Genomic DNA, 12,660 nt, shown 5'->3' with positions numbered 1-12,660 from the left:
ACCGGTGTATGTTTATTTGGCCGCACCGTGCGACATCAAGGGCAGCTCCCATTATGACCATCAAACGTTCCATTCGGATTTTTGCGGCAGGTGTCGCATTTTTTATTCTTGCAGGGCAGACGGCCTTTGCGCAGGCGCCGGGAGGCGCAATGCCACCGCCACCTCCTGTTACAGTCACGGAAATCAAGGCTGAAAATGTAACCGTGCCTTATGAATATGCGGCACGTGTGAGCGCATATCGTGATGTGCAGGTGCGTGCCCGCGTTGGCGGCATTCTTCTGCATCGTAACTTTGTTGAAGGTACGGAAGTCAAAGCTGGCGATCTGCTGTTTGAGATTGATCCGGCACCTTATGAAGCAGAAGTGGCACGCGCGCAGGCGCAGGTCGCGCAGGCAGAAGCAACCTATCAGCAGTCAATCCGCGATGCAGAACGTGCTGAACAGCTGGTTCAGCAGAAGGTGCAAAGCACAGCCGTTCGCGACAACGCGCTGGCAACGCGCGATCTGAACAAGGCAGCCGTTGCTGCTGCAAAGGCCCAACTGCGCACAGCAGAACTCAACCTGAGCTACACCAAGGTTACAGCGCCGATCAGCGGTATTACGAGCCTTGAGCAGGTTTCTGAAGGCAGCCTGATTGGTACAGACGCTTCTTCAAGCCTTCTGACTTCGATCACGCAGATCAATCCGGTCTATGTCAATTTCTCGTTTACGGACACGGAAGCGGCGGAAATCCGCAAGCTGCGTGAGGCACGCGGCGCCACCGGTCAGGATGCTGATCGTCTGCGAATCAAAATCCTTTTTGGCGACGGTCAGGCTTATGATCACGAAGGCACGATCGACTTCACGTCTTCGTCGCTCGATACCGAAACCGGAACACTGGGTGCCCGTGCCGTTGTTGAAAACCCGGACCAGCGCCTGATTCCGGGCCAGTTTGTCCGCGCTTCCATTCTGGGCGTAACCATTGACGACGCAATTCTGGTTCCCAAGGCGGCCCTGATGCAGAGCCCACAGGGGCAGTTCGTCTATGTGGTCAATAAGGACGATGTTGCGGAAGTTCGCCCGATCAAGGTCGGTCGTGAACTTACAGATTCCTGGCTGGTGAGCGATGGTCTCCAACCGGGTGACCGCATCATTACCGAAGGTGTGATCAAGGCTGCTCCCGGCAAGAAAGTTCAGCCTGTAGCGCCGAAAGCTGAAGGCGAAGCCGGAACGGCGGGCGATAAAGAACAGGCGGCGGGCAAACAATGAATAAGTTCTTCGTTGACCGCCCGGTTTTTGCTGCGGTTATCTCTATCATCATTGTCATGGCGGGCCTCATATCGATGCGGATCCTGCCGATTGCGCAGTATCCGGAGCTGACGCCGCCACAGGTCGTGGTCAGTGCGACCTATCCCGGTGCCAGTGCTGAAACCGTGACGCAAACCGTTGCCGCTCCTCTTGAGCAACAGATCAACGGCGTTGAGAACATGCTTTACATGCAGTCCTCAAGCCTTGGCAGCGGTACCATGCAGCTCACCGTTACCTTTGCTCTGGGCACTGACCCGGATCAGGCGACGATCAATGTCAACAACCGTGTTCAGCGTGCAACGTCATCGCTGCCGCAGGAAGTGCAGCGTCTTGGCGTAACCGTCGACAAGCGTTCCAGTACCATTCTCGGCATGGTGGCGATGTTCTCGACCTCGGACCGCTATGATCGCACCTATGTCGGTAACTATGCGCTTCTCAATGTTGTGGACGATCTCAAGCGTCTCAGCGGGGTGGGCGATGTCCAGTTGCTCGGCAACATCGAATATTCAATGCGCATATGGCTGCGCCCTGACAAGCTTGCGCAATATAATCTGACGCCTTCAGATGTTCAGACCGCAATTCAGGAACAGAATGCGCAGTTTGCAGCCGGCCGTTTTGGTGATCAGCCGGACCCACAGGCCGGTCCGTTCACCTATACGGCGACGACGCAGGGACGTTTGCCGGACGCAGCCGCATTCGAAGACATCATTCTGCGATCTGACAAAAACGCGGCAACGCTCAAGCTTAAGGACGTTGCACGCGTCGAACTGGGAACGGAAAGCTATCTCGTTGACAGTGCCCTGAACGGTACTGCCGCAGTTCCGATTGCAATCTATCTGCAACCGGGTGCCAACGCGCTCAACACCATGGAACTTGTGCAGAGCCGCATGGCGGAGCTGAAAACGAGCTTCCCCGAAGGCATCAATTATTCGGTCCCCTTTGACACGACCAAGTTCATCAAGGTGTCGGTCGAAGAAGTGATTCACACCTTCATCGAGGCGATCATCCTCGTTGTTCTGGTGGTGTTCATCTTCCTCCAGAACTGGCGTGCAACGCTTATTCCGGTCATCGCGGTTCCGATCTCGATCATCGGCACGTTCGCGGGCATGTATGTGCTTGGCTTCTCCATCAACCTGCTGACATTGTTCGGTCTGGTTCTGGCGATCGGTATCGTTGTGGACGATGCGATCGTGGTGCTGGAAAATGTCGAACGTATCATGACGACCGAGAAACTGCCGCCGCGCGAAGCTGCCATCAAGGCAATGAGCGAGGTGACAGGTCCGGTTATCGCGATTGTTCTCGTGCTCTGCGCCGTGTTTATTCCGGTTGCTTTCATGGGTGGTCTGGTCGGCGAAATGTATAAGCAGTTCGCTGTTACGATTGCGATTTCGGTGACGATTTCCGGCCTCGTGGCTCTGACGCTGACGCCTGCACTTTGCGCTCTGATCCTCAAGCCTGGCCATCACGAGCCGATGCTGCCGTTCCGCATTTTCAACCGCTTCTTTGATCGGTTGACGGCCGGATATACCAAGGGTGTGCGTTTCTTCCTGAAACGTTCAGCTGTGGGCCTGCTTATTTTCGCGGGTCTTTTGGGTGGCACATATTATCTCTTCCAGAAGGTGCCGAGTTCGCTTCTTCCTGACGAAGATCAGGGCTTCTTGTTCAGTGTGGCAATCCTGCCGCCAGCTGCGTCGCTGGAGCGTACATCTGCTGTTCTGCATGAAGCGAGTGAAAACATTCGTAAGCACCCTGCTGTTGAAAGCGTGTTTGAAGTCGCTGGCTTCGACCTGCTCTCGGGCGGGCTTAAGACCAGTGCTGGCACGATGTTCATCATGCTCAAAGACTGGAAAGAGCGCACCACACCTGACTTGGATGCACGTAATCTGCCCGGTACAATCATGGGTATGAATGCGGGTATTCAGGATGGTCTGGTTCTTGCGTTCAATCCGCCGCCAATCATGGGCTTGAGCACCACCGGCGGCTTTGAGCTTTATGTGCAGGACCGTACGGGCGGGGGTGTTCAATCTCTGACCAATGCGACCAATCTTCTGGTTGAAGCAGCGAAAAAGCGTCCGGAGCTGACAGGCGTTCGCACGACTTTTGATCCGAATGTGCCGCAATATGACATTCAGCTTGATCGCCAGAAGGCCAAGGCGATGGGCGTGCCGATCAACTCGGTGTTTACCGCCATGCAGGCAACCTTCGGCAGCGTTTATGTCAACGACTTCACGCTTTATGGCCGTAACTATCAGGTGAACCTCCAATCGGAAGCCGAGTTCCGCCGCGATCCAAGCGATCTCAAGCATGTGTTCGTGCGTGCCGATTCGGGCAGTATGATCCCTTTGAGCGCACTCGTGACGGTCAAGCGTATTGTCGGGCCCGATCAGCTTGAACGTTTCAATGCGTTTAACGCTGCAAAGGTTACGGGCAATCCCGCTCCGGGTTATACGTCGGGTGAAGCGATCAAGGCGATGCAGGAAGTGGCAGCTGAAGTGTTGCCACAGGGCTTCCAGATTGCTTGGACCGGCTCGGCTTATCAGGAAGTCACGACAAGCGGCAGTGGCACGCAGGCGATGATCTTCGGTTTGATCATGGTGTTCCTGATCTTGGCTGCACAGTATGAGCGTTGGAGCCTGCCGCTGGCAGTTATCACGGCTGTTCCATTCGCTATCTTCGGTGCGCTTCTGGCGACCGATCTGCGCGGACTGACCAATGACGTGTATTTCCAGATTGGTCTGGTCACGCTCATAGGCCTCGCGGCAAAGAACGCGATTCTGATCGTGGAATTTGCTGTGCTGCAACGTGAAGAGGGCAAAACCGCAATTGAGGCTGCCGCTGAAGCTGCACGCCTGCGTTTCCGCCCGATTGTGATGACGTCGCTGGCGTTCATTCTCGGTGTGGTTCCGCTGGCAATCAGCTCAGGCGCTGGTTCTGCAAGCCGTCACTCAATTGGTACAGGCGTTATCGGCGGTATGTTGGCTGCAACCTTTATCGCGACCTTCTTCATCCCGATGTTCTATAGCCTCATTGCGCGCAAGCCGCCTAAAAAGCGTCCTGACGATGCGGCTATAACGACCGCTCCGGCAGAGCCTGTCTCGGGCGAGAGCAGCGGGCCTGCACACTGATCCTTTTTCGGCATATCGCTTCAGGCTTGCCATTAGATAAGGACAGACAAGAACGAAATAGCCCCGCTTTATGCGGGGCTATTTTGTTGGAGAACCAATGTGATATGACGAGATCGGCGCAGTAAGAGCCGCTGTAAGAGCCATTGAAAAAAGCACAATCCCATCGCTTTGTTTTTCGCATTATCCCACGGAAAACCGCTGCATACTTCTGCTGGAAATGCTCTGGTCATATTTCCATTCTGCTGTGATTTATGGATTTGAGGTCCCTAAACGTGCATGCAGCACCAATGATAGGAACTTCACATTCACCACGCTAGAAATGTGCGGCCACACCTTGAGCAATGGCCCAAAGGATGACTGCTGCGGGTACTGTCAGGCATGCCAAAAATATACCGAAGAATACATAAGTAGCTTCATTCGGCGAGCGCTGTGTCTGCGCAGGAGACTTGTGCCAATGTGTGCTGATGCCCTGGTACATGTATAACTCCTCCTTTTCCTCGATTTTGATTATCGATTAAAAGAGAAAATCTTCAAGCGTAAATAAATGTCTGGATTTATTGGCAAAATATGATAAAAGCGACATGAAAAATGCACGCTATCAGAAAATATCCTGCAAATTTTTCAAAAAAATCCCTATCAATATTTTGATTTTAAATAATTTTACTTCGATACTGTAAGTATCGAATGGTCGGAATTTTCAAAAATTACTGAAAATTAGATTGGCTGATTGCGACGGCGTGCGACAAAATGGCGCAAAATTGCCGCACGTCTCAATGCAGAGATCTGCTTTCGCGCGGCACTTTGGGGCGTGTTTTGATTGAAAGCCTCTTGCTCAAAGCATGAATTCGGGAATTCTTGGTCCGTGCTGATGGGGCTTATGCACTAGGGTCCGTGGACATTTACTTTAACGCGATGATGGTTGCGACGAGGTGCCAGTTTGCAGCGTAACTAAAGGCAGTTTTCTCGTACCGCGTTGCGATTGCTCCAAATTCCTTGATCTTCGCAAAGAAATTTTCGATCAGGTGTCGCCACCTGTATGCATGGCGATCAAAGTCGCGCTGCGTCTTTCTGTTTGCTTTTGGTGGAATAACCGCCGCTGTACCACGCTGATCGAGTTCTGAAAGCAACCAGTCCGCATCGAATGCCTTATCCGCGAGCAGCGCTCCGAACGACACATTGTCGATGAGCGGGGCAACACCTTTCATGTCATGGGCTTGCCCGGGCAACAGGTGAAAGTTGAACAGGTTTCCAAGCGCATCGACCAGGGCGACGATTTTGGTGGTCAATCCGCCGCGCGAACGCCCGATAGCCTGAGGTTGAGTCCCCCTTTTGCGCCACTGGCCTTCTGGTGAGCCTGGACTATCGTGCCGTCTATGAGCGCGTACTCGAAGTCCGGGACGCCCCGGTTACCTTTGACAAGCCGCTCGAACACCCCGGCTTTGGCCCAACGGCGAAAACGCCGGAACACGCTGTTCCAGTTTCCGAACGCCGTTGGGGGATCACGCCATGGCAATCCCGTACGCACTCTCCACAGAACGTCTTCAAGAAACACGCGGTTATCTTTGCCAGTTACTCCTCGATCCCCTTGCTTGCCGACAAGCAAGGGCTCAATGCGGGAGCACGCCGCGTCCGATACCACAATCCGTGTTTTGTCCATTCAGATCTCCAATTGGGAGGCTTGAATCAGAAACGAGATCGCGATTAAAACATTCGTGTCGACAGACACCAGCACCGTCGATTGGCAAACATTAGGAATTTTCAATGCCTATACCAATGGAATACAGGCTTGCGGCTAAAGAATTCGATAATTTTCTGGCAGATGTCGCTATGAAAACGAATTTAGGTTCCAGACACCAAGCATATACAACGACGCAAGGAGTGTTTTTTTGTTTCAGGCGCAGGCTGAGTATTCATGATGCGATTTCATTTGTGCAAGTCTTGCCTGCAATGCTCCGGGCTTTATTCGTTAGCGATTGGAACACCAATGAGCTGCAAGAAAAATCATGGGATCGGGACTTGATGACAGACGAGGTGAAGCAGCTTCGCAAGAATCACAATTTCTCCCCTGATACTGCAATTAATGATGTTGCCTGCGTTCTGCGCAAGTATGTAGATGAAGTCACATTCGAACGTTGTTTAAAAAAACTGCCGTCTCATGCTCGTGCTTTTTGGCTTTAGAACAGAATTTATTGTCCACGGACCCTAATAAAAGCTGGTGGGGAAATAGCGCAGATAGAGTTCTGTAAGCTTACCCTGCTGTTGCAGCGATTGAAGTGCATTGTTGAGGGCGCTTGCCAGCGGCGCATTTTTCTGTGTGACAGCTATGCTCAGGCCGGGGCCTAAAAATTGCGGCGCGAGATAAGGTCCATCTGTAAAGGTGCAGCAATCATTGGCATCCTCGCCTTCAAGCCAGAAAGACAACGCCATTCCGTCATCAAAGGCGGCCTCTGTTTCGCCTTTTTGCAGTGCCGCCAGAAGTTCCGCGCGGTTTGGATAGGGTTTGGCAATGGCTTGCGGAAAATAAGCCTTTAAAAGTTGCTCATGTGCGGTGCCTGTTATGACGCCGATATTTTTTCCCTCTACCGCAATTGCAGCAGGCTGCGCAAAGAACTTGGCTTTGGTTGTTACAAAGCGTGCAGGCAGACGCATATATGCACGGGTGAAGATAAATTTCCCCCGGTTTTGTGAATTTGCGCTCAAACCAGCAATTATGGCTTCGGCCGCACCACTTTCAAGCTTCTCTTCAAGCGCGTTCCAAGGGGCAGCCTCAATCTGGCAAATGTCGTCTAATCCCATTTGAGCACAAAGCGCTTTTGCCAGATCGACATTATAGCCGGAAAGCTGCCCCGCCTCGTTGAGCGAATTAAACGGTGGAAAGTCGAGCGTCGTTATAAAGCGTAACCTGTTCAGCCCCTGTAAGGACGGCAGGGCCAGCCTTTCCTTCTGGTTAAAGAAGTCAGGTGCCTTGGGTGCGGATTGTGCATGTGCAGGATGGCCGCCTAGAAGCCAACACGCTGCGACCGCTATGCTCAAAAGGGGTCGTTTCATCGCTACTTCGTATAAGCATTATCTGATAATTTCGCGTTAACGGAGGTTTACCAGAAGGAGAGGCCTTGTTGCAGCATGTCTTAAATAAAAATATTAATGAAGGATTAAAGAATCTTATTTCTATTTAAATTAAAATGGAATACATTTTATATGTAGGTATTTCTCCATAAAGTAATTTAGTAAATAATATTGATTGTGGAGAATAATCGATAAAATATTACATTTAATTAAATTAATACTGCGTTTAGTGCGGGGGTACTATGAGTAGTGGATCGATTGCGTTCGATCTGGGGGTATGCACAGCCATATCCGCTAGATTGGAGCGGCGAGGTGTGTCGCGCAGTTGCCTGAAACGGGCCTATGAAACAGCGCGCGTCAATGGAACGAGTTTTTGCGAGGAAATTCAGCACGAACAAGCTGTTACGGAGACGATGCTTTTCGAGGCGATTGCAGATTATCTGAACCTTCCATTCACCGAAGAGATCTTGCCATCGCGTATCTTTGTTTCGGGGGAGGCGGCTGCATCAGAGGTGGAGGTGGGGCAGGCAATGGTTTTGGGCCATGACGGCTCAACCTACTTATATCTTGCGCCGAATGAGCGTCGAACAGCACGGCTTCTTGAACACCTGCGTCGCGCTCCAGAACTGCGTGGACGCATACGGATATGCACTCATTCCCTGCTGAAGCAAATTTTGCGGCAACGCCACCAGAAAGAGTTGATCGTCAGAGCGCATTCCATGACGCCGAAGAGTTTTTCTGCGTCGCGGGTGCTGGAGACGCCTCAGGCTTTTCTCATCGCCATGGGTTTATATGCTTTTGTGGCGGGTATCGTAATCTGGCCGATGCAAACAATCTTCGCGCTTCATAGCAGCCTAACCCTGTTCTTTTTAGGTTGCGTTCTCATTCGATTGTTTGCGGCAGTTTCAAGCCGTCGTCTTCGTTTGTCACAGATCGCTCCCTTTCACAGACGCGATCTGCCTGTCTATTCCGTTCTTGTTCCGCTTTACCGCGAGCAGGCGGTTGTCGGGCAGTTGATCGCGGCACTTGACCAAATAAATTGGCCGCGCAGTAAACTCGATATAAAACTGATCTGCGAGAAGGACGATTTCGACACGCTTGCAGCCATTCGGCGTTGCAGGCTGCCGAGGAATTATGAAGTTATTCTTGTTCCAACGGGCGGACCGCAGACAAAGCCGAAAGCACTCAATTACGCGCTCCAGTTTACGCGCGGCGAGATAATTGCCGTCTTTGATGCAGAAGATCGTCCGCACCCTGACCAGCTTCTCGAAGCCTGGCAGGCGTTTCAGCGGGAAGGTCCGGTGCTTGCCTGCGTTCAGGCGCCACTCATTATCGCAAATTTTAGGGAAAACCTGCTGACGCGTATGTTTTCATTTGAATATGCCGCGCTTTTTCGCGGTCTTCTGCCTTGGCTTGCATCCCGCCGTCTCGTTATTCCGCTGGGCGGGACATCAAACCATTTTCGCCGCTCTTGCTTGGAGCAAGTTGGTGGATGGGATGCTTATAACGTCACGGAAGACGCCGATCTCGGTTTGCGTCTGGCGCGTTTTGGTTATGGCATCAGTGTCATCACTCGGGGAACGATTGAAGATGCACCGATCAGTTACAGCGTGTGGCACAAGCAGCGCACGCGCTGGATCAAGGGGTGGATGCAAACATGGCTTGTGCACGGACGCAATCCCTATGCGGCATCCCGCGAGCTTGGCTGGTGGCGTTTTACGATCAATCAGATTTACACTTTGGGGATCATTGCATCAGCGCTTTTGCATCCATTCATGCTGATGACGGTGGCTCTGTTGTTCGTGAGCATGATATTTATGCCACTTGACGCCGATAACATCTGGCTTCTTCGCATCGATATGGTGAATATCATGCTTGCTTATCTGAGTTTTTATGTGCTCGGCTCCAAAACTATGGAACCAACCGAACTGGGTGGATATTTCCATATTCTGGCCATACCCGCTTATTGGATTTTAATTTCAGTCTCTGCGTGGCGCGCAGTTTGGCAACTGGTGCGAAAGCCTCATCTTTGGGAAAAGACTCCGCACCAGCCATCCTTTTTCTATGTGCCGGATGAAGAGGACTGCGCAATTTTGGATGCAAGAAATGCAGCCCCACGACCGATGATGGACTGATCTTCTGGTCCGATGGCCGCAAGATCACGGCCTTCATATGGCAAGGTGAGCAAGATGCGTCGCATCGCGGCCAGTCTTGCCCGCCGCTTGTCGTTGGAGCGGATGATTGTCCAGGGTGCATAGCCTGTGTCAGTGCGCGCAAGCATGGTTTCCAATGCCGTTGAATAATCATCCCAGCGCGATATGCCTGCAATGTCCATCGGAGAGAATTTCCAGTTTTTGAGCGGACTATGGCGACGCTCGTGAAAGCGCTTGAGCTGCATTTCCTGACCAATATCCAGCCAGAACTTGAACAAGTGAATACCTTCGGTCACAATCATGCGCTCGAAATCAGGTGTTTCGGTGAGAAATGTTTCAAGCTGCTGGGCTGTGCAAAACTGCATGACCCGTTCAACACCCGCGCGATTGTACCAGGAGCGATCAAAGGTCACGAACTCGCCGGACGTGGGGAAATGTTGGACATAGCGCTGAAAATACCACTGGCCACGCTCGGTTTCGGTTGGCTTGGGAAGCGCAACATTGCGCGCAGTACGCGGGTTCATATACTGCCGGACGGTAAAAATCGTGCCGCCCTTTCCGGCTGCGTCCCTGCCTTCAAAGACGCTGATGACCCGTTCTCCGGTCTTTTGCAGCCAGTATTGCAGCTTGACGAGCTCTATCTGAAGTCGCTCAAGCGTTTCCTCGTAGTCTTTTAACTTCATTTTCTCGGGGTAGGGATACCCGCCCGATTGCAGCGCGTTGTTTTCAATCCAGTCCGGAAGCTTGGGGTCGTTGATGTCGAACTTATGCGTTTCACCAGCGATTTTTATCTTTATGGGCTTATCAGCGAGTTTCGTAGGATCTATTTCGGTCTTCTTGTTGTTAGCTGTCTTCGAACTGTCACCCACGATAGGCTCCCTTGGTTTATATAGGGCACGCACCGAAACGTGCCCGCAAATGCTCATCTATGATATGGGCTGTTTATAAGGCGCGTAAAGGATGCTGTTTCTGATTTTGCAGGGATGCTATCGAAAAACAGATCGCTTCGATACTGCGAGCGTAAAAGGAGTGCAGAATGAGTGAAGGCAACGGCGGGGATGTTGCGGAGCCCGCAAAGGATGAATCTCTTTTTGCACCGCTGTTTCGTGTAAAAGGCGTGATTTTTGCCAGCGTCGTGCTGATTCCCTGCATTCTGGCGCTGGACTTGCCAATCTGGTTTCGTGCCGCCCTGCTCATCATGGTGCTGATTGGAGCGGTCTGGGTTTCCAGTGCAACGGGTGACGATGAGCCAGCTCGCAAACAGGAGCAAAAAAAACAGATCAACGAGATGTCGGACGTGTCGGGCGCGCGTCTCGCCGATCTTCTGACCGATCCGATGATTGTCTTTGATCATCGCGGCACGGTGCTGTTTGTCAATGCCATGGCCATGGATGCATTTCAGTCGCTTGAGCCTGGAACGGCCCTTTACCTGCGCTTTCGTGCACCGGAAATGCACAGGCTTATTCAGAGCGTCATTACCGATGGCGAACCACGCAGCATCGATTATTTTGAGCGTGTGCCGATTGATCGGTGGTATAAGGCGATGGTCAAGGCTTTGCGTGATGCTGACGGCAAGCCGGAACTCTTCGTGTTGCTGTTTCGCGACCAGAGTGAAACCCGCCGCATCGACCGCATGCGCTCGGACTTCATCGCGAATGCGAGCCATGAATTGCGGACGCCGCTTGCATCGCTGCTTGGCTTTATTGAAACCTTGCAGGGGCCTGCACGCAATGATGCAGCCGCGCGCGATCGCTTTCTGGGTATTATGCAAAAGCAGGCCGAGCGCATGTCGCGGCTGATTGATGATCTTTTGTCACTCTCGCGTCTTGAAATGCGGGCACATCTGGCGGTGACCGAATGTGTGGACATGACGGCAGTGCTCAATCATGTGGCTGATACACTCAGCCCGCTTGCGGCAGGTCTTGACGTTACGATTGAGCGCCATTTGCCGGACCATCCGGTCAATGTCACAGGTACGCGTGACGAACTCATTCAGGTCTTCCAGAACCTGTTAGAAAATGCCTGCAAATATGGACAGGGTGGCAAGCGGGTAATCCTGTGTCTTGATGAAGAACAGACAGAGCTGGGGCAGGAACTGGTTGCATCCGTGCAGGATTTTGGTCCCGGTATTGCAACTGAGCATCTGCCGCGCCTGACGGAGCGCTTTTATCGTATCGATGTGGAGACAAGCCGCGCACAAAAAGGCACGGGCCTTGGCCTTGCTATCGTCAAACACATTCTGGCGCGCCATCGGGGACGCCTTGTCGTGCGTTCGCAACTTGGTGAAGGGTCTACGTTTGTTGTGCGTTTGCCAAAGCGCGCGTAATAAAACGGTTTCAATCAGGATTACAGATAAAGAAAAACCCCGGAGCAGGGTGCTGCCGGGGTTTGATATTGAGCAATGTTTGGGCGTTGCATCAGCGGGCGCGGCGACGCTCTGCCGTTGGCTGGAAAGCCAGCTTGGAATGATAGCTGCAATAGGGGCTTGATTCACCGGATTCACTGCCGCAGAAATGGAAATCTTCATTAAGCGGATCGCCGATTGGCCATTTGCAGGTGCGCTCGCTGAGCTGCAAAAGCGTCAGCTTGCGCGAAATCGGAACCACAACGTCCGATGCGGGGCGTACAACGCGCTCCGCTACAGCATCAGCCACATATTCCATCTGAAGCGCAGTTGCGCCAACGGTCTGCGTAACTGTTGCGGTGCGGATGGTGGTGGTCGCCTGTGGGCGGCTGGTACCGGTGCTATTGCTTGTTGCTGCAGGACGCGGGGTCGCTGCAACGGTGTTCACTTTTTTACTGCGTGGCGCTGCCGTGGTCGTTTTGCCGCGGCCCGAAAGCTTCAGGCGATGCACTTTACCGATCACTGCGTTGCGGCTGACGCCACCAAGCTGCGCTGCGATCTGGCTTGCACTCAAGCCTTCGTTCCATAATTTCTTTAGCAGTTCGACGCGCTCATCTGTCCAGTTCATCGCCCTGGGCTCCAATCAATTTTCGTTATCCGGAATCCACTCGCGTTTCCGGATTGCT

9 protein-coding genes are annotated in these 12,660 nt (G+C 52.6%); 5 read left to right on the top strand and 4 right to left on the bottom strand.

The features are described from left to right. The first annotated feature begins 53 nt into the window (after positions 1-53). Positions 54-1,247, top strand: a complete 1,194-nt coding sequence (locus VBH83_RS11220) for an efflux RND transporter periplasmic adaptor subunit (protein ID WP_265982935.1) — start codon at positions 54-56, stop codon at positions 1,245-1,247. Continuing rightward, complete coding sequence (locus tag VBH83_RS11215) at positions 1,244-4,411, top strand: efflux RND transporter permease subunit (RefSeq protein WP_265982936.1); 3,168 nt, start codon at positions 1,244-1,246, stop codon at positions 4,409-4,411. Before VBH83_RS11220 ends, VBH83_RS11215 begins: the two co-directional genes overlap by 4 nt. 899 nt (positions 4,412-5,310) lie before the next feature. Here the strand turns inward: VBH83_RS11215 and VBH83_RS11210 are convergent. Next, positions 5,311-6,068, bottom strand: a protein-coding gene (locus tag VBH83_RS11210; RefSeq protein ID WP_265982937.1) for an IS5 family transposase whose coding sequence is annotated in 2 segments (ribosomal slippage) — positions 5,311-5,732 and positions 5,732-6,068 — 759 coding nt in all. Because the reading frame shifts where the segments join, the coding sequence is not laid out codon by codon here. A gap of 104 nt (positions 6,069-6,172) precedes the next feature. On the opposite strand from VBH83_RS11210, the gene VBH83_RS11205 reads away from it, so the two are divergent. Beyond that, positions 6,173-6,589 (top strand): DUF2267 domain-containing protein, encoded by a 417-nt coding sequence (locus tag VBH83_RS11205; protein ID WP_396997710.1) that lies wholly within the window; start codon positions 6,173-6,175, stop codon positions 6,587-6,589. Between the two features lie 24 nt (positions 6,590-6,613). On the opposite strand, the gene VBH83_RS11200 is transcribed toward VBH83_RS11205, so the two are convergent. Next, the gene (locus VBH83_RS11200; RefSeq protein WP_265982939.1) at positions 6,614-7,459 is read right to left on the bottom strand and encodes a transporter substrate-binding domain-containing protein; all 846 of its coding nucleotides are present in this window, start codon (positions 7,457-7,459) and stop codon (positions 6,614-6,616) included. A gap of 260 nt (positions 7,460-7,719) precedes the next feature. Here VBH83_RS11200 and VBH83_RS11195 point away from each other — a divergent pair, with 260 nt between their 5' ends. After that, positions 7,720-9,612 carry a glycosyltransferase family 2 protein gene (locus VBH83_RS11195; protein ID WP_265982940.1) on the top strand — a complete coding sequence of 631 codons (1,893 nt, stop codon included), beginning with the start codon at positions 7,720-7,722 and terminating at the stop codon, positions 9,610-9,612. Here the strand turns inward: VBH83_RS11195 and ppk2 are convergent. After that, the gene (ppk2, locus tag VBH83_RS11190) at positions 9,540-10,499 is read right to left on the bottom strand and encodes a polyphosphate kinase 2 (RefSeq protein ID WP_265982941.1); all 960 of its coding nucleotides are present in this window, start codon (positions 10,497-10,499) and stop codon (positions 9,540-9,542) included. The two genes, VBH83_RS11195 and ppk2, sit on opposite strands and share 73 nt — an antisense overlap. A gap of 167 nt (positions 10,500-10,666) precedes the next feature. Between ppk2 and VBH83_RS11185 the strand changes: the two genes are divergently transcribed. Next, complete coding sequence (locus VBH83_RS11185) at positions 10,667-11,956, top strand: ATP-binding protein (protein WP_265982942.1); 1,290 nt, start codon at positions 10,667-10,669, stop codon at positions 11,954-11,956. Positions 11,957-12,047: 91 nt separating this feature from the next. Here VBH83_RS11185 and VBH83_RS11180 read toward each other — a convergent pair whose 3' ends face one another. After that, positions 12,048-12,602: a GcrA family cell cycle regulator gene (locus tag VBH83_RS11180; protein ID WP_265982943.1), complete on the bottom strand. Its 555-nt coding sequence runs from the start codon at positions 12,600-12,602 to the stop codon at positions 12,048-12,050. Between the last annotated feature and the right edge of the window lie 58 nt (positions 12,603-12,660).

It is taken from the genome of Ochrobactrum sp. S1502_03 (assembly GCF_044435015.1).
Classification (GTDB): domain Bacteria; phylum Pseudomonadota; class Alphaproteobacteria; order Rhizobiales; family Rhizobiaceae; genus Brucella; species Brucella chromiisoli.
The sequence above is the reverse complement of the archived record's forward strand: the minus strand, read 5'-3'. Positions and strand labels throughout refer to the sequence as shown.

Coding starts and splice junctions, on each gene's coding strand:
- VBH83_RS11220 (WP_265982935.1), top strand. CDS start 54: ATGACCATCAAACGTTCCATTCGGATTTTTGCGGCAGGTGTCGCATTT.
- VBH83_RS11215 (WP_265982936.1), top strand. CDS start 1,244: ATGAATAAGTTCTTCGTTGACCGCCCGGTTTTTGCTGCGGTTATCTCT.
- VBH83_RS11205 (WP_396997710.1), top strand. CDS start 6,173: ATGCCTATACCAATGGAATACAGGCTTGCGGCTAAAGAATTCGATAAT.
- VBH83_RS11200 (WP_265982939.1), bottom strand. CDS start 7,459: ATGAAACGACCCCTTTTGAGCATAGCGGTCGCAGCGTGTTGGCTTCTA.
- VBH83_RS11195 (WP_265982940.1), top strand. CDS start 7,720: ATGAGTAGTGGATCGATTGCGTTCGATCTGGGGGTATGCACAGCCATA.
- VBH83_RS11185 (WP_265982942.1), top strand. CDS start 10,667: ATGAGTGAAGGCAACGGCGGGGATGTTGCGGAGCCCGCAAAGGATGAA.
- VBH83_RS11180 (WP_265982943.1), bottom strand. CDS start 12,602: ATGAACTGGACAGATGAGCGCGTCGAACTGCTAAAGAAATTATGGAAC.